Annotated in this window: 15 protein-coding genes; 8 read left to right on the forward strand and 7 right to left on the reverse strand. The window is 66.5% G+C overall.

Annotated features, from left to right (window positions below):
* Positions 1 to 56: 56 nt before the first annotated feature.
* Positions 57 to 479, reverse strand: coding sequence for a flagellar basal body protein (locus DL238_RS12740; RefSeq protein ID WP_181883914.1), 423 nt, complete (start codon positions 477 to 479; stop codon positions 57 to 59).
* A gap of 23 nt (positions 480 to 502) precedes the next feature.
* Positions 503 to 3,244, reverse strand: coding sequence for a hypothetical protein (locus DL238_RS16175; protein ID WP_234031067.1), 2,742 nt, complete (start codon positions 3,242 to 3,244; stop codon positions 503 to 505).
* Positions 3,245 to 3,354: 110 nt separating this feature from the next.
* On the opposite strand from DL238_RS16175, the gene DL238_RS12745 reads away from it, so the two are divergent.
* The 8 genes from DL238_RS12745 (at position 3,355) to DL238_RS12780 (ending at position 13,066) form a co-directional block, all read left to right on the forward strand.
* Entirely contained in the window at positions 3,355 to 4,383 is a 1,029-nt protein-coding gene (locus DL238_RS12745; protein ID WP_115492606.1) for a flagellar motor switch protein FliG, read from the forward strand.
* A 2-nt stretch (positions 4,384 to 4,385) separates the two neighbouring features.
* Complete coding sequence (locus tag DL238_RS12750; protein WP_115492607.1) at positions 4,386 to 5,069, forward strand: FliH/SctL family protein; 684 nt, start codon at positions 4,386 to 4,388, stop codon at positions 5,067 to 5,069.
* A gap of 200 nt (positions 5,070 to 5,269) precedes the next feature.
* On the forward strand, positions 5,270 to 6,814 hold the full coding sequence (gene fliF, locus DL238_RS12755) for a flagellar basal-body MS-ring/collar protein FliF (RefSeq protein WP_181883915.1): 1,545 nt from the start codon (positions 5,270 to 5,272) through the stop codon (positions 6,812 to 6,814).
* A gap of 11 nt (positions 6,815 to 6,825) precedes the next feature.
* Positions 6,826 to 7,242 (forward strand): flagellar motor switch protein FliN, encoded by a 417-nt coding sequence (gene fliN / locus DL238_RS12760; RefSeq protein WP_115492609.1) that lies wholly within the window; start codon positions 6,826 to 6,828, stop codon positions 7,240 to 7,242.
* On the forward strand, positions 7,242 to 8,585 hold the full coding sequence (locus DL238_RS12765; RefSeq protein WP_115492610.1) for a sigma-54-dependent transcriptional regulator: 1,344 nt from the start codon (positions 7,242 to 7,244) through the stop codon (positions 8,583 to 8,585). The genes fliN and DL238_RS12765 overlap by 1 nt, the downstream gene beginning before the upstream one ends.
* A gap of 26 nt (positions 8,586 to 8,611) precedes the next feature.
* Positions 8,612 to 10,717 (forward strand): flagellar biosynthesis protein FlhA, encoded by a 2,106-nt coding sequence (gene flhA / locus DL238_RS12770; RefSeq protein ID WP_115492611.1) that lies wholly within the window; start codon positions 8,612 to 8,614, stop codon positions 10,715 to 10,717.
* Positions 10,718 to 11,553: 836 nt separating this feature from the next.
* On the forward strand, positions 11,554 to 12,390 hold the full coding sequence (locus DL238_RS16180) for a flagellar hook-length control protein FliK (protein ID WP_181883916.1): 837 nt from the start codon (positions 11,554 to 11,556) through the stop codon (positions 12,388 to 12,390).
* 10 nt (positions 12,391 to 12,400) lie between these two features.
* Positions 12,401 to 13,066 carry a flagellar hook assembly protein FlgD gene (locus DL238_RS12780; RefSeq protein ID WP_115492613.1) on the forward strand — a complete coding sequence of 222 codons (666 nt, stop codon included), beginning with the start codon at positions 12,401 to 12,403 and terminating at the stop codon, positions 13,064 to 13,066.
* A 253-nt stretch (positions 13,067 to 13,319) separates the two neighbouring features.
* On the opposite strand, the gene DL238_RS16395 is transcribed toward DL238_RS12780, so the two are convergent.
* The 5 genes from DL238_RS16395 to flgG all read right to left on the reverse strand — a co-directional run bounded on the left by DL238_RS16395 (position 13,320) and on the right by flgG (position 16,974).
* Entirely contained in the window at positions 13,320 to 13,793 is a 474-nt protein-coding gene (locus DL238_RS16395; protein WP_234031068.1) for a hypothetical protein, read from the reverse strand.
* 89 nt (positions 13,794 to 13,882) lie between these two features.
* Positions 13,883 to 14,710, reverse strand: coding sequence for a flagellin (locus tag DL238_RS12790; protein WP_115492614.1), 828 nt, complete (start codon positions 14,708 to 14,710; stop codon positions 13,883 to 13,885).
* Positions 14,711 to 14,962: 252 nt separating this feature from the next.
* Positions 14,963 to 15,703, reverse strand: coding sequence for a flagellar basal body L-ring protein FlgH (gene flgH, locus DL238_RS12795; RefSeq protein ID WP_115492615.1), 741 nt, complete (start codon positions 15,701 to 15,703; stop codon positions 14,963 to 14,965).
* Between the two features lie 15 nt (positions 15,704 to 15,718).
* Complete coding sequence (gene flgA, locus DL238_RS12800; RefSeq protein ID WP_115492616.1) at positions 15,719 to 16,189, reverse strand: flagellar basal body P-ring formation chaperone FlgA; 471 nt, start codon at positions 16,187 to 16,189, stop codon at positions 15,719 to 15,721.
* Complete coding sequence (gene flgG / locus DL238_RS12805) at positions 16,189 to 16,974, reverse strand: flagellar basal-body rod protein FlgG (protein WP_115492617.1); 786 nt, start codon at positions 16,972 to 16,974, stop codon at positions 16,189 to 16,191. The genes flgA and flgG overlap by 1 nt, the downstream gene beginning before the upstream one ends.
* Positions 16,975 to 16,992 lie beyond the last annotated feature (18 nt).

Here is a 16,992-nt window from a genome sequence, read left to right on the forward strand (position 1 = left end):
GGGGGGCGATCGCATGAAGCGGCCGCCCCCTTTTTTTGGTGTCCCGTCTGCCGGGACTAGCCGTTGCCGCCGCGTCCGGTGGCGATCTTCATCATCTGCATCTGCTTGCGGTAGAGGTTGGTCATTGCGGCGAATTCCGATTGCACCGCACCCAGTTTCAGCACCTGCTCTTCCAGCGTCACATTGTTGCCGTCGGGCTTCGTCTCGACCGTGTTCTGATCGAGGACGATCGCACCCGAGGTCTGTTGGCTTGCGCCCAATGCGCGCATTTCCGCACTGATCCGGACCGTGGGCCGCGCAACGCGGGTCGCGCCGTTCGCATCGACCAGCCCCGCAAAGCTGGGCGCTTCGACTTCGCGGGCCTTGTAGCCGGGCGTATCGCCATTGGCGATGTTCTGCGCGATCACCTGCTGGCGATCGGAAAGATGTCGCATGGCGACCCCGATGCCGCGCATAAGGGCTGGACTCATGTCACTCATACCAAGCTCCCTCGCTCGAATTCCTAGAAGAAGCCGCCGCTATTGTAACCGACGGTAAGGCTGCTGATGCGGGCTAGCGCATCCTGATATTGCGCGATCTGCGCCAGCTGGCGGGGCGATGCCCCACCGGTGGAGGCGGCGCCGCCATTGACGATCGCGGCCTTGCCCGCATCCCAGTACAGGGAACGGTAGGCGGTCTGCGTCATCGAAATCGCGCTCTTGATCTTTCCCAAGGCAAACGCCGCGCCCTCGCGGGTGGAAATGTCGAGCGCATGGGTCAGGCCCAGACCGTAACTTCCGCCCGGCACCACCTTGGGTGCGTCCTTGTCATAGGCCGGCGGCGCGACCAGCTTGGCAGCGGGCAGGCCCAGCTTCGCGAGCGCATCGCGTCCCTCTCCTCCCGGAACCAGCTCGATCGCCTGGCCGGGTTTTGCACTGATGCTGAGCGTGCGGCCATCGTCGCCGATCGGTGTCGTCACCGTCGCCTTGGTGCCCGTGATCCGGCTCACCTTTTGCGACAGCGATGCCAGGGTCTCGTCGGCGGCAATGGTGATCTGCCGCGCGACGCCATCATTGAGCTTGATCGAAAACTGGTCGCCTGCGCGCAGGCTCGTCTGCGCGGTCAGGAGCGTGGAGGCCTGATCGTCGAGCCGGCCCCGCTTGAGACCCAGTGCGCCCAAGACCGTCGAGCCATTGGCTGCAGCCGCGATGCGGACCGGCTCGGCGCTGCGGGTTGTCAGGCCGAACTGCTGGATATTGGCGATGGCGCCCGTGCCGGCGTCCAGCCGCGCGACGAAGCCGTCGCTCGTGCCCTGCCGCGTCCCGCCGAGATCGCCCGTGGTCCGCCCGCCGGCATAAAGATTGCCGTTCATGAAGGTGAGACTGTCGACTCTGTCGCTGCTCGCCGTACCCAGATAGGTCACCCGGCTGGTCGCAAGATCGGCGCTGATCTGCGCGACGAAGCCGTCGCGGCCGCCCGCCATCGCGTTGGTCTGGTCGCCGGTCACCGCCCCCGAGGTCGAGCCGCCCACCCCGATGGTCCCGTCTGCCGCGACCGCAATCACGGTCGCGTCGGCGGTGCCGAGGGCGATCGAGCCCAGATCGGTTGCGAGCGAGGTGCTGTCGATCCGGCGCAGCGTTGCGGCGCCGCCTTCCTTCGTCAGCGCCAGCAGTTCGCCCGAGCTGCCGATCGCCAGCGCGGTCAGCGTGTCGCTGCCACCGCTGTCGAACCGGCGCCGCTCGCGCAGCTGGCCTTCGGCGTCGAGGCGGGCGATGAAGGCATCGCCGCCACCGGCGGCGCTGCGACCACCGACGAAGATCGTGCCGTCAGCGGCAACGGCGACGGACGTCGCGGCATCGCTTCCGACCGCGCGGACCAGGGTGGAAGACAGTTCCGCACCATCGGCGTCGAACCGGGCAACCAGCATGTCGCCATCGGAATCGGCACCGTCGAAATCGCCGCTGACGGTGCCTGCGACCACGATCTGCCCGTTCGGGCCGAGGCTGACGGCCGCACCGCTCGCCGATTCACTCGCGCCAAGTTGCCGCTGCCAGACGACCTGGCCTTCGCTGTCCAGCTTGGTCAGGAACAGGTCCTGCGAACCTGTCACGCGATTGGCATCGAGATCGCCCGCCGTCGTCCCGACGACGTAGCTCGATCCGTCCGGCGCGGTTACGATCGATTGCGCAGATGTGGGCGCGAACCGATCGGTGGAGGGTGGCTCCACGCCTTCGATGGTCTTCTGGCCGGACGCAGCCAGTGTGGCGCGTTCGGTGGCCAGCCGGTCCAGTCCTGCGATCTGCGTCAGGGTCGAACGAGTGGGGGTGCCGGCGGGGTCGGTGACCCGCATCACCTGCGCCGAGGTCGGCGTTTCCGGATCGGTTATCCCGGTCACGACCATCAGCGCGTCGGGGGCGCCGACCTGGTCGATGGAAACCTCTTCCAGTCCCGGATTCTCGATCTTGAAGCCCCAGCTGCCGGTGCTCTTGTCGGGTACGAAACGGACCAGCCAGCGCGGCACCGGATTGCCGTTCTCGTCGAGATTGACGCTGCCGTCGGGAGCGCGCAGCGGCACGGCGGCGATCGCATCGTTGATCGATGCGGAAATGGAATCGAGCGTCGGCGGCTGCGGCCCGCCGGTGAGGTCGACGGCGATCGTGTCGCTCGCCTCGCCGCGGCGGATGGTGACGGCAAACCGCTCCGTGCCGACAAGCGCAGCAAGCGGCGCATCGCGCGCTTCGGCGACACCCTTGCCCGCGATCCCGCCCACAGGGTTTGTCTCCTGTATCGCGACCGAGCGCGTCGTGGTGGAGGACTTGTCGAAGGCGAGCGACAGCTTCTCGCGCGGTGCGGAGGCCACGAAACCTTCGAGGTCGCGCAGTCCCTTGTCGAAGACGTCCTGCAGCGTTTCGCGGACCGAGCTGGTCGGCCCGGCGACCGCGGCTTCGGCCAGCGCGCGAAGCCGGTCGAGAGCGCGGTAAGTGGTGAAGGCGCTCGCCACATCGACCGGCAGCTTGCGGGTGTTTGCGGCATTGGCGTCGACGATGGAGGACATGCGCCGGATCGCGGAGACCTGCGAGGACAGCGAACTGCTACGCTCCGGCTGCTTCCAGGGCGGCGTCGTATCGGGCGTGGTGAAGGCGGCCTTCGCCCGGCGCACCGCGAGCGTTTCGAACCCCGGCGAGCCAGTCCCGAAGGTCGCGAAACTGTTCGTTCCGCTCAGCAGGCTGAGGCCCGCCAGGCTGCTGTTGAGATTTAGAGTCACCTTCGTGCTGCGTCCGTCCAATCGGCTTGTGTTGCCTCTATAATAGGACGTGCGCCCCCAACATGCGGGCGGGCGCGCGCATTTCTTTACCTGGGGAGTCTGACATCACCATGGCCGCCACTCTTGTAGAGCCAGCCGAGCTCAAGAAATTTTCCGGACCGCAGCGTGCGGCCGCGCTGATGCTTGCTTTGGGCCAGGAATACGGAGCGCCCATCTGGGAGCAGCTGAACAACGACGAGATCAAGGAGCTGTCCGCGGGGATCTCGCAGCTCGGTCGCCTGCCCGCCGTCGCGGTGGAGCACCTGCTGGTGCAGTTCAGCAGCGAAGTCTCCAGCATGGCGTCGCTGCACGGCTCCTTCGAAACGACCGAGCGTCTGCTCAACGGCATCCTCGACAAGGACAAGGTCCGGGAGATCATGGAGGACATCCGGGGTCCCTCCGGCCGCACGATGTGGGACAAGCTGTCCAACGTCAACGAGGCGGTCCTCGCCGCATACCTTCGCAACGAGTATCCGCAGACGGTCTCGGTGATCCTGACCAAGCTGCGACCCGAACATGCGGCAAGGGTGATTTCCGAACTACCGAACGACTTCGCAACCGACGTCATCCAGCGCATGCTGCGGATGGAACCCGTGCAGAAGGAAATCGTCGCCGAGATCGAGCAGACGTTGAAAAGCGAATTCATGACCAATCTGGCGCGCTCGCAGAAACGCGATCCGCACGAGGTCATGGCCGAAGTGTTCAACGCCCTCGACCGCACGACCGAAGAGGAGATGCTCACGGCACTCGAGGCCTGCAATCCGGAATCGGCCGAACGCATTCGCGCGCTGATGTTCACCTTCGAAGATCTGGCCAACCTGCTGCCCGCATCCATCGCCATGATCGTCAAGAATGCCGACAAGCGCGAGATGGCGCTGGCACTGAAAGGCGCGCCGGAGGAAATGCGTCAGCTGTTCATGGGTGCGATGACCGAGCGCGCCGCCAAGATGCTGCGCGAGGACATGAGCGCCATGGGTCCGGTCCGTGCGCGCGAATGCGAGGAGGCGCAGACCGCGCTCGTCCGTCTGGCCAAGTCGCTCGCCGATCGCGGAGAGATCGTGCTGGTCGATCCCAAGTCCGATGAATCGATGATCTACTGATCATGTCGTTTCACGAGAACATCCAGGCGCGCCCGTTTGCCTTCGACCGCACGTTTACGCTTCCGGTGCGCGAAGCGGCGCGGCAGTATCGCCGCAAGACCGATGCGTCCGAGCTGGCGCATGACGTGGAGACCCTGCGCCGCCAGATCGAACGGCTGGAACAAGGCCACGCCGAAGAGCTGGCGCGCACCCGCTCCGAAGCCTTCGAAGCCGGTCGCAATCACGCCGCAGCCGATCGCGAAGCGGCCATCCTGTGCGCGCTCGACGCGATGCAGGCGTCGCTGGAGGAGATTTGGGAGCAGCACGACGAGATGCGCGTGCAGGCGGAGGCCGATGCGACCGAGGTCGCGCTGGTAGCTGCGGAAGCGCTCGCCGGACGTGCCATTGCACGCGAGCCCGGCGGTGCCGTCGACGAGGCGATCGGTCGCGCCCTTGCCCAGGTCGGGCGCGGGCAGGAAATCGAAGTGACCGTCCATCCCGATCTGGTCGACGATATCGAGGCGCGCATCGCGCTTCGCCAGTGCCGCGACCGGCGCAAGCTGTGTCTCGTCGTCTCCGCCGACCCGTCACTTCGACCGGGCGACGCGGTGCTCAATTGGGAGCGCGGCGGCGTACGCATGGATGCCGCCAGCCGCCGCCAGGCGGTGCTCGACGAACTCGCCCCGCTGCTCGCGTCGCAGAATTGAGGCAAACCGGGGGCCGATCGAGCGAATTTCGTCCGCGCGAGACCACCCGGCAATAATTTCCCACCGGCAGAAAATGCCGGGCCGCAACCCTCCTATAATGATCCCGGAAGCCGGCCCGATTGCCGGCGTAACTCGACGGGGCGACCTTGGAAGCATTGCGCAACTTTGCCGGACAGCTCGGACCACGTCGGCTGCTGTTGATGGGTGGCGTGGCGGTGGCGCTGCTCGCCACGCTGGCAGCCGTCGCCCTGAGCGGCGGTTCATCCGACCGGATGGGCTATCTCTACACCGATCTCGACCCTTCCGCGGCCGAGGCGATCACCGAGAAGCTGCGCGCGCAGAACGTGCCCTTCTCGCTCTCGGGCGACGGCACCGCGGTGCTGGCCCCCGAAGACCAGCTGCCCGAACTGCGGATGAGCATGGCCGGTGAGCAGTTGGGTGGCGCGATCGGCTACGAGGTGCTCGACACCCAGCAGGCCTTCGGCGTCTCCTCCTCGCGCGAGAAGATGAACGAGACGCGCGCGATCGAGGGCGAACTGGCCCGGTCCATCGGGACGCTTCAATCGATCACCAATGCCCGCGTCCATATCGTCATGCCCGAACGCGCGCTGTTCGCGCCCGAAGCGCGCAAGGCGAGTGCATCGGTGACCGTCAAGACCCGCGGGCGGCTGTCGTCGGGCAATGTCGAGGCGATCCGCCATCTGGTCGCTTCCGCCGTGCCCGAACTTTCTCCCGAAGCGATTTCCATCGTCGACCAGACCGGTGCCCTGCTGGCGCGTGCCGGCGAGGCGGGCGAAGCCGGTGCAAGCCAGGCGGACGAGCGCCAGATTGCCACCGAGGCCCGCATCCGCAGCCAGATCGAGGCACTGGTGGAACCGATCGTGGGCGTCGGCAAAGTGCGTGCCGAGGTCTCTGCGGAGATCGATCGCGACCAGACGCGTGAAGAGGCCCAGATCTTCGATCCCGACACACAGGTGATTGCACGCCAGATCTCGGTCGAATCGGGCGATCAGAGCCGCGAGAACTCGGGCGCCGACGATGGCGTGACCATCGGCGCGCAGCTGCCCGAAGGGGCGGATGTCGGCGGCATCGGCGGCGATAGCCGCGAGAGCGCGCGCAACGAGACGTCCGAGGATATCACCTTCCAGAACAGCAGCCGCCGCACTCTGACCACGCGCGCGCCGGGCAAGGTTTCACGCTTGACGGTGGCGGTCATGGTCGATGGCGGCGAACAGGGCCTTCCCGCCGAACAGGTGCAGCGACTGACCCGCCTGGTCGAGAATGCCGTGGGCTACGATGCGGAGCGCGGCGACAGCGTGATCGTGGAAAGCATGGCCTTCGCGCAGCCCGACGAAATCGCCGATGCCGACGAGAGCCTGTGGTCGCAGCTTCCGGTCAATCAGCTGTTCGATCTCGGCAAGCTGCTGATGATTGCGGCGGTCGGCCTGCTCATCCTGCGCATGCTGAAGCCCAAGCCCGACCCGGCGCTCGCCGGGGTTCTGCCCGCCCCCGGACAGGACGTGATCGACCTGACGCCCCAGCCCCGCGACGGCGAAGAGTACGATCCCGAACAGCTCGAAAACGACGGGACCCCGGCCCTGAAGGGCCCCCAGCTCGACGATGAAATCGCCCTCGCGCAGGTGGAAGGCAGCCTCAAGGCTTCGGCGCTCAAGAAGATCGGCGACGCCATCAGCGCCAGCCCCAGCGAGTCCGCCGCCGTCGTGCGCCAGTGGCTTAGTGCCTGAAGGAGAATTCCATGACCCAAGTGCAAGATGACAGCGCCGCAACCGAGATTGCGGAGGACGTGCTGGCCGACGCTCCGGCGCAAGCTCCTGCCGACGCACCCGCCTTCGTCGACCTGCCGACCCTCGGCGAGGCCGGACCCTCCGGAGAGCTGGAGGATCTGACCGCTTATGTGGGCGACGACGGTCCCCTCGGCCTCGAGGCCGTGCACGAAGTGCCGGTGAAGATGCAGGCAGTGCTGGGCCGCGCCCGGATGACCGTTTCCGAACTGATGCAGATCGCGCCTGGCCGCGTCGTCGAGCTCGACCGCAAGGTCGGCGAGCCGGTCGACATCTTCGTCAGCAACCGGCTGATCGCCCGCGGCGAGGTCGTGCTGATCGACCGCGCGCTGGGCGTGACTCTCACCGAAATCGTGCACGAAGACGACTGATGGGCGCCTCGCTATTCACCCCCGTTCGCATGACGCTGGTCGGCGCGCAGCACTCGGTCTTTCGCCAGGCCGCGCATATGGCGCGCGAAACCGGCGCGCTCGTGACGATGGCGGACGACGAGACAGCCGCGCTCGATCTCCTTCGCCGCGCAGGCGGCGACCTCGTGATGATCGACGTAGCGCTCGACGTGCGGAGTTTCATCGCCAACCTGCGCGCCGAACGCATCGTCATTCCGACCATCGCCTGCGGGATCGACGCGAGCGCCGAACGTGCCGTCGCCGCGGTGCGCGGCGGTGCACGCGACTACCTGCCGTTGCCGCCCGACCGCGATCTGATCGCCGCCGCGATCATGTCGGTCGCCAGCCCGCCGCTCGAAATGGTGGGGTCCTGCAAGGCGATCGGCGAAGCGATCGGTTTTGCCAAATCGATGGCGACCAGCGCCGCACCCATGCTGATCCACGGCGAGCCGGGCACCGGCAAGGAAGTGATGGCCCGCCTGATCCACGCGCATTCCGACCGGCCCGGCCATTTCGTGACCGTGGAGTGCCACGGCGTCGCGCCCGAAATCCTCGAATCCGAGCTTTTCGGCCATGAAAGCGGCGCGTTTCCGGGCGCGGTCGCGCGGCGCGTGGGACGATTGGACGAAGCCGAAGGCGGGACGATATTCCTGCGCGGCGTGGAAGCTCTAGTGCCCGCTCTGCAGGCGCGGCTGCTGGAGGTCGTGCAGGCCGCGGACACGTGCCGCAATGGTGCTTCCGCAAGCGCTTGCCCAGGCGCGCGGCTCATCACCAGTTCGAGCACCGATATCCGCACGCTGGTCGACAAGGGCCAGTTCCGAGCCGACCTGCTCGCGCGGCTGGGCCTCGCCGAGGTCCGCCTGCCCGCGCTGCGCGAAAGAGGGGAGGACATCATGGCCCTCGCGCGGCATTTCGCCACGCATTTCTCCAATCTCTACGACCTGTCGCCTCGCGAATTCGACGAGGAGGCATGCAGGGTGCTCGATGCCTATTCGTGGCCGGGCAACGTCCGCGAGCTGGAAGAAACCGTGCATCGAGCCACCCTGCTCGCGCGGTCCGGCATTATCGGACCGGACGCCCTCGTTCACAGCAATGGCGCACGGTTCGAGCCCGTGGAGAGGAATCACGATGGCAGTCTGCCTGTGCAGGGCCTTGTCGGTCACACAGTCGCCGAGGTGGAGCGCGAGCTGATCCTCCACACGCTGGAGCGGTGCGGCGGCAATCGCACCTCCGCGTCCTCGATCCTTGGCATTTCGGTGCGCACCATGCGCAACAAGCTCAAGAGCTTCGTCCAGGCGGGTATTTCCGTCTCGCCCTCCCACTAATGTCCTGAAGCGAAGCGCGCATCGCCATGCCCCAGCAACTGACCGGCTTCCTCGACCGCATCGGCGCCAACCGCGATCTCGCGCTGGCGATCGGCGTGATCGGCATCATCGCGATGCTGATCCTGCCGATGCCCGCATGGCTGCTCGACTTCGGCCTCGCGATCTCAATCACACTGTCGGTGATGATCCTGATGACCTCGCTGTTCATCGAAAAGCCGCTGCAGCTGTCCGCCTTCCCGACGATCCTGCTGATCGCGACGATGCTGCGGCTGGGCCTCAACCTCGCCTCGACCCGGCTGATCCTGGGGCACGGGCACGAGGGGCCGCAGGCCGCTGGCGGCGTGATCGGCGCGTTCGGGCAGTTCCTGATCGGCGGCGAGACCGTGATCGGGCTGACCATCTTCATCATCCTCGTGGTGATCAACTTCGTCGTCATCACCAAAGGCGCGGGCCGTATTGCAGAGGTCGCCGCGCGCTTCAGCCTCGATGCGATGCCGGGCAAGCAGATGGCGATCGACGCCGATCTGGGCGCAGGCATGATCAGCGAGGAACAGGCGCGCGCGCGGCGGCAGGAACTGGAGGCGGAAAGCGGCTTCTTCGGCGCGATGGACGGTGCCTCCAAGTTCGTGAAGGGCGACGCGATCGCCGGGCTGCTGATCACCGCGATCAACGTGCTGGTGGGCCTTATCGTCGGGGTCGCGATCCACGGGGTCGAATTCGGCGAGGCCTTCACGACCTATACGCTCCTCACCGTCGGCGACGGTCTGGTCAGCCAGATTCCCGCGCTGATCGTCTCGACCGCCGCAGGCCTGCTCGTCTCCAAGGGCGGTATGTCGGGCAAGACCGGCAATGCACTGGGCGAGCAGCTGGGTCGCTATCCGAAGGCCTTCGCCATGGTGTCGGTCCTGATGGGCGCGTTTGCGCTGCTGCCCGGCTTCCCCTTCCTGCCCTTCGCCTTCGTCTCCGCGGCGAGCGGCTATTACGGCTGGTGGGCAAGCCGCAAGCACCGGACCGAAGCCGCGCGCGAGAAGGCCGAGGCGGCGCAGGCCGAAATCGCCTCTGCCGAAACCGAAGAGCCGATCGCCAACACCATCGCGATCGACGCGGTGCGGGTGGAGCTGGGATATGGCCTGCTGCCGATCATCAAGGGCTCGGCCGCAGAGCCGCGCCTCGACGACCAGGTCCGCGCGCTGCGCCGCCAGATGGCGACCGATTACGGCTTCGTCCTGCCGGCGGTCCGCATCATCGACAACATGGGGCTGGGTGCCCACGACTACCGCGTCTTCATCCGCGAGACCGAGGTCGCGGCGGGCGAGCTGCGGCTCGACAAGCTGATGGTCATCAATCCCGGCGGGGCCGATGTCGGCCTGCCCGGCGATCCGGCGCGCGAGCCGGTCTTCGGCCTCCCCGCGCTGTGGATCGACCGCGAACTGCGCGACGAGGCGGGCCTGCGCAATCTGACCGTGGTCGACTGCGGCACCATCGTGACCACGCATTTGGCGGAGCTGGTGAAGGACAATATCGCAGAGCTGCTTTCCTATACCGAAACGCAGAAGCTGCTGAACGAAGTTCATACCGAGGCGGAAAAACTGGTGGCCGATCTGGTGCCCGCCAAGATCAGCATCTCGGGCATCCAGCGGATCCTCCAGAACCTGCTGGCCGAGGGCGTCTCGATCCGCGACATGGCGACGATCCTGGAGGCGATCGCCGAAACCGCGCCGCTGACGCAGAACCTGACGCAGATCACCGAGCATGTCCGCGCGCGCCTTGCCAGGCAGATTTCCGCCCAGCAGACCCGCGACGGCGCCATCCCGATCCTGACCCTGTCGGCGGACTGGGACCAGCACTTTGCCGAAAGCATCATCGGAGAAGGCGACGACCGCCATCTCGCCATGGCCCCTTCGCACCTGCAGCGCTTCATCACCCAGGTGCGCGAGCTTTACGACACGCTGGCCGCAAGCAACGAAATCCCGTGCATTCTCGTCAGCCCGACGATCCGTCCCTTCGTACGCTCGATCATCGAGCGCGTGCGTCCGGCCACCGTCGTGCTCTCGCAGAACGAAATCCATCCCCGCACCCGCGTTCGCTCGGTCGGCAGCATCGGCCAACAAATTGCGCTCGAAGCGCCCTGACCGAAATTCCGGTCATATAATAGATCGAGGCGCCCCCCGGGCGAAAGGACCGCATGACCCAACTCCTGTCGCTCGCCATCGGCAACCGCTCTCCCCTAGGCTTGTCCGGGGGCGCCCCCTCTTCCGCCGCACCGGGCCCCTCCTTCACCGACCTGCTGGCCGCACCTTCCGCTAAGGGCGGAGCGCTGCCGTCCCCGTTCGCGGGTACGCCGGTTGCGCCTCCAGCGATCGGGGAAGGCGCGCCCTCTGCCGTCCAGAGTATGGGCTTCGCAAGTGCGGTCGGGACACGTCCTTCGCTCACGCAAGAGGCAGGACTGCTCGCTTCTGTAGCACGAGGCCTCCCGGTGTCGAACGCGCCGCAAGCAGTCGCGAATGTCACATCCGCCAACGTAGGCCTCGCACCGCAGCTGACAGCTGAGGCGCCTCTCGAAGCGCCCGTCGTTGGTGGGATCGTGGTGGAGGAAAGCTCTTCACTGCCAACCGATCTACAGCCCGCTGCCGAATCCGAAAACGCAACCCCGAAAGCAGCCTCGCCCGGCGAGGATAGCCCTGCTTCGGCCGATCAGGTCGCTTGGGGCGAGGATAGCCTCGCGGCCGAGCCGGTCGCTCGCGAAAAACCGACCGAAACGGTCACCCGAACGAACCAGCCACTGACGCAAAACGTGCCTGAACCTGCAGACGCGGCGCGCCCCGCGGAACCCACGGACGCGTTGCAAGCTAACGAACCTGTCGAGCCGATCGCACAACGTGCCGACACCCCCCGTCCCGCCACCGGCGAGGATCACTGCGAGATGGCGACGCGAAGCCCGCCCATCGAAAGCCCGGAAGGACAGTCCGTGGAAGGTCGGGCAGAGACGCCCAGCCTCGAGGCTCAGCAGATGCCCATCGCCCCGCCGACGACCGGCGCGGCCCCTCCGGCCCCGACGCAACGCTTGCATCGAGCCGCGCTGACCCGCGATGGCGTCCACGCGCCCACCATGCCTCGTGGCGACGCCCAGCCGGCGATGACACCGACCGAGCGCACCCCGGCTCCCGACAAGGTTTCGTCACGGCCCTCCCCCGCGATGACGCCGGACACCGTGGCGTCGAACGACTTCGGGAAGATGGTCGAGCCCAAGGCAGCGGACGTCGCAGCAGCTGCGCTCGACAGCGGGCCGGCAGCGGGCGAACTCCTGCCGCAGTCGCGGACCGATCCCCTCAGGAATGCGCCGCCCGCGCCTGGCGCTCCGGCATCGCAGCCAGCCCCTGTCTCTGCCCGGCCGGGTGAGATCGGCCACCAGCTGGGGGTCGAGATCGTGCGCCACGGCCTCGACGGGCGCGACAGCATGACCATCCGGCTCGACCCGGTGGAGATGGGCGAAATCCAGATCCGCCTGCAATTCGACGATCGCGGTACGATGCGCGCGATCGTCACTGCGGAGAGCAGCGCGGCGCTCGAAATGCTCCGCCGCGACAGCGCGGACCTCGTTCGCGCGCTGGGCGACGCCGGCGTGCGCACCGATGCGCAGTCCTTCCAGTTCGAAGGACGCGGCCAAGGCCGCGGGGAGCAGCAGCAGCACGGCCGCCCCCAGACGCCCTCCGACCCGAACAGGGTACTGGCCGAAGCCGAAGACGACGGCGCGGCTCCGCCCCAGAGGCTGCACACCAGCGGCCAGCTAGACCTCATCGCCTAAGGACATCGACATGACCGCAATTTCATCGATTTCGCCCTTTGCGCAGAGCGATACCGCCGGCACCAAGGCGGGCGCCGAGCTCAATGCCAATTTCAACATGTTCCTGAAGCTGCTGACCACGCAGATGCAGAACCAGGATCCGCTCGATCCGATGGACACCTCGCAATACACCCAGCAGCTGGTCCAGTATTCGCAGGTCGAGCAGTCGATCCAGCAGACCTCCACTCTCAAGGACATTCTCGCCAGCCTTTCGACGCAGGATCTCGCCCAGTCGGCGAATTTCCTCGGCAAGCGCGTCGAACTCGACAGCGCGACCGCAGGCCTCTCGGATCAGCGCCCGGCGCAGTGGACGTGGCAGGCGGACCGGCCGGTCCAGACGCTCTCCGCAACGATCACCGACGGCCGCGGCCGCGTGGTGGAAACGCGCAGCCTCGATGCGCAGAGCGCGGGCAGCTTTGCCTGGGACGGCTCGCTGGCCGGCGGAGGAAATGCCGCTGCGGGTGGCTATACTCTTTCGCTCAAGGCACTCGACGCGGCTGGCCAGACCGTGCCCGTCACCATCCGCAGCACCGGGGTGATCGACGAGGTCGCGACGCGCGACGGCGCGGTGGTGCTCGGCATCAATGGACAAAGCTTCCCTTCGGGAGCGCTCGTGCGCGTAGTCGCGGGCGACTGAAATTTTTTTGGCCCTTCACTCCAGAAGCGGCCGGCAATGCCTATAATACAAGAAGGATCGGCAGTTCCTTAGTCTCCACTGCCAGGTAGCGACTTCCGGGGCATCCTCCCCCCACCCTCAGCGCAGAGACGCGATCGCTCTCCCGTCTCGGCGTGCCCCGGAAGTCCACCACCCCCCCTCCCCTTTCGCGCATTGATACGAGCCCCCAGTACGCGCACCCGCGCTGCTGGGATCAAGCGCGTGTCTGCAAATCTCAATGGATGTAGGACTGCTGCCGCCGCCCGAGCTCGCGCGCATGGGCGCAGACGAGGCACAGCTCGGCATAGACCCTGTCCCACAGCGCCGCCGCGATCCTGAAGGGTTCCTCGTCGTTGATCTGGTCGATGATGACGGCCGCATCCGGTTCGGGCTCGAGCTGGAAGCGCGTCGGGAAGGCGCCGCCGATTTCTTCCTCCGGCATGGTCCCGGGGACGGCCAGACGCGCCGACATGATGTAGCCGAGCAGGATGTCGGCACCGTAGGCGTCGAGCATCACCTTGCCCGCATCCTCGGCGTCGGGGCGGTCGATCAGGACCAGCGCACCGCGCGGATGTGGCTCGACACTGATCCTGACCACCTCGCCGAAGGGATCGGCGATTTCGCGTACGCGGGGATAGTTGGTAACCAAGGTCGAGGATATCCGTTCTGACATGCGCGCTGCCGGATCGGCAGCGCAGGCTGCGCTCATGCATCGCGCGGCCGGGAAAAAAAAGGGGCCGGACTTGCGCCCGGCCCCAGGATGCCTCTCCCCACCGGGGAAAGGCTGCGTCGACCGGATTAACGGAACAGCGAAGTGATCGTCTGCGGCGCCTGGTTGGCGATCGACAGAGCCTGGACACCCAGCTGCTGCTTGACCTGCAGGGCCTGCAGCTTGGCCGATTCCTTGGCCAGATCGGCATCGACGAGGTTGCCGATACCGCTCTCGATCACGTCCGACAGCTTGCTGTTGAACTCCAGCTGTCCTTCGATCTTGCGCGAAGCCGAGCCGAGAGTGCTCAGCGTCGACGTCACCGTGGCGGCCACGGTGTCGATCTCGGTCAGTGCAGTGTCGGCATCGGCCTTGGTGCCGAGGCCGGTGCCAAGGGCCGCGGTGACGTTGGTGTCGAAGGCCTGGTTGCCCACGCTCAGCGTGCTCGAGGTATCGAGCGACTGAAGCGCGGCGACCGAGCCGGTCGCGGTAGCGTCATCCTTCAGCAGGTTCGTTCCGTTGAACTCGGAGGAAGCGATGATCGTGGTGATCTGCTCCTTCAGAGCCGTGTAGTCGGAATTGATCGCGGTGCGGCTGTCCGCATCCAGACCTTCATCGGCTGCCTGGATGGCCTTGGCCTTCATCTGGTTGAGGATGTCGGAGATCTGCTCCGTACCCGCAACCGCCACGTCGACGGAGCTCTTCGCACGGTTGAGCGAAGAGTTGACCGCCGAAAGACCACCCACGTCGCCGCGGAGGGTCTGCGCAATCGTGAACGATGCCGAATCGTCCTTGGTCGATGCGACGTTCAGGCCGGTGTTGATGCGGTTCTGAACCTGCGACAGACCCTTGTTGGTCTGGTTGAGGCTCTGCAGTGCCGCCATTGCACCGACATTGGTATTGACTGAGAACGCCATTCTTCATTTCCTTCTGGATAGGGGGAACCGCCTTCTGCGGTCCGGGCCAGAAACGCTGGCCCCCGACGCGCTGCAAAAACACAGCCCGCCTTTCATTCTGGAAAGAAACCCGACCCGATCCCAAGCGATGTGGCCGATTTTTTCGCGTCCGCGGCGGGCCATGGCGCGCACATGCAGAAGCGGGCGGCGATGACCGGTCGCCCGGGACGGATCGCCACCCGCTAATTTTGCCAGAATGGCCGGGAACGCGGTTCAGAAGGGAAACAGCGCCTCGTAGATCTGCTGGCCCCAGCGTGCCTGCTGCAGGTCGGTCAACTGGCCGCGCCCGCCATAGCTGATCCGCGCCTCGGCGATGTTCACGTGCTGGATCGTGTTGCCCCGCCGGATATCCTGCGGGCGCACGATGCCGGTCACGATCAGCTCGCGCAGCTCGAAATTCACGCGCATTTCCTGCCGGCCACGGATCACCAGATTGCCGTTGGGCAGGACGTCGGTGACGATCGCCGCCATCGTCATCCTGATCGTCTCGCTGCGGCTGGTGGTGCCCTGCCCGCCCGAGCGCGAGCTTGACGTCGCGTCCACCGCGTTGCCCCCGATCACGTCTTCGAGCCCGAGCAGCGCGCCGACCCCGACGCTTTCGGAACCATTGCGCGAACGCGAGGTCGAATTACCCACCTCCGCCTTGTCCGCGATGTTGATCTCCACGGTCAGGATATCGCCCACCTGAGAGGCGCGCTGATCCTGGAACAGCGTGCCCGCACCGGCCCGGAAAAGCGAGGCCGATGGCGCCGAGACCGCCCCGGGCGCTGCAGCGGGAGTGCCCGCGCGCGTCGCAGGCACGCCGCCGCGCGCGATCGAGGGTTCGTAGCTCGGCACTTCCATCTGCTCGATCGGCGTCATCGCCGGCGGCTTGCCGACATTGGCGAGCCGATCCATCGTGCCGCAACCCGCAAGCGTAGCCGCCATCGCGGCGAGCATCGCAATCTTCTTCATGACAGTTTCCTAATCTCAACCCGCAGAAATGCGTACGCGGCCGCTGCTTTCGACGACACCGTCGAGCGTCTGGTTGGTGGCTTCGCTGAACACGCGAACCGGATCGCCGAGCGCTCCGTCCGCCAGCGCACGGCCCGTGGCGCTGATCGAGAGCGCGCCCGAGCGCAGGATGATCGTGACCGGCTGACCACGGCGCACCAGACGCGGTTCGGCCAAGTCTCTCGCACGAACGGGGCTGCCGCTGCGCAAGGTACGCGCCGCCTCCAGACCGGCGGCCTGCTCGGCCGAAACCGCTCCTCGCGCCTGCCCTGCGGAGACTTCCTCGGGCGCAAAGTCGCGCTCCGTCAGCAGGTCTCCGCGCTGGATCTGGCGGACGAGCACATCCGCCATGACGCCCTCGCCAGCCGCTTGTGCAAAGGCCGGTCCGCACGGCGCGAGGACGAGACCCGCGAACAGCGCGAGGCGGGAAAATGCTCGCCGGGTCATCAGCGTAGCTGGCTCGTCGTGCCGAGCATTTCGTCGGCGGTCTTCACCACGCGGCTGTTCATCTCATAGGCACGCTGCGCGGTGATGAGCGCGGTGATTTCCGCCACCGGATTGACGTTGGAGGCCTCGACGAAACCCTGCGAAAGATTGCCGAAGCCGGGCTCGCCCGGAGGCGAGATGGTCGGCTCTCCCGAAGCGGCGGTCGCTAGGAACAGGTTGTCGCCCTTGGCCTCAAGCCCCGCCTCATTGACGAAGGTGGCGAGTTCGATCTGGCCGACCGTCTGCAGTTCCGGTTCCCCGGCGAGCTTGACCTGCACCTCTCCCGTGCGCGAAACGACCACGTCGATCGCTTCCTGCGGAACGACGATGCCGGGCTCTACCGGCAGGCCCTGCGAGGTGACCAGTTCGCCCTGGTCGGACAGCTGGAAGCTGCCGTCGCGCGTATAGGCGATCTCGCCGGTGGGCATCTGGACCTGGAAATAGCCGAGGCCCTGGATCGCGAGGTCGTAGCGGTTGTCGGTCTGCACCAGCGCGCCCTGTTCGGCGATGCGGTATACGCCGCCGGTGCGCACGCCTGCGCCGATCTGGATGCCCGAGGGCACGCGGGCCTCGGGCCCGTTCGACGCAGCGCCGGGGCGCGAGACCTGCTGGTAGAGCAGATCCTGGAACTGGGCGCGCTGACGCTTGAACCCGGTCGTGTTCATGTTGGCGATGTTGTTGGAGATAACGTCGACATTGGTCTGCTGCGCGAGCATGCCTGTGCCGGCGATCGAGAGCGAACGCATGATTAGGTCCTTCCTTTA

This window comes from Alteriqipengyuania lutimaris (assembly GCF_003363135.1).
GTDB classification, from domain to species: domain Bacteria; phylum Pseudomonadota; class Alphaproteobacteria; order Sphingomonadales; family Sphingomonadaceae; genus Alteriqipengyuania; species Alteriqipengyuania lutimaris.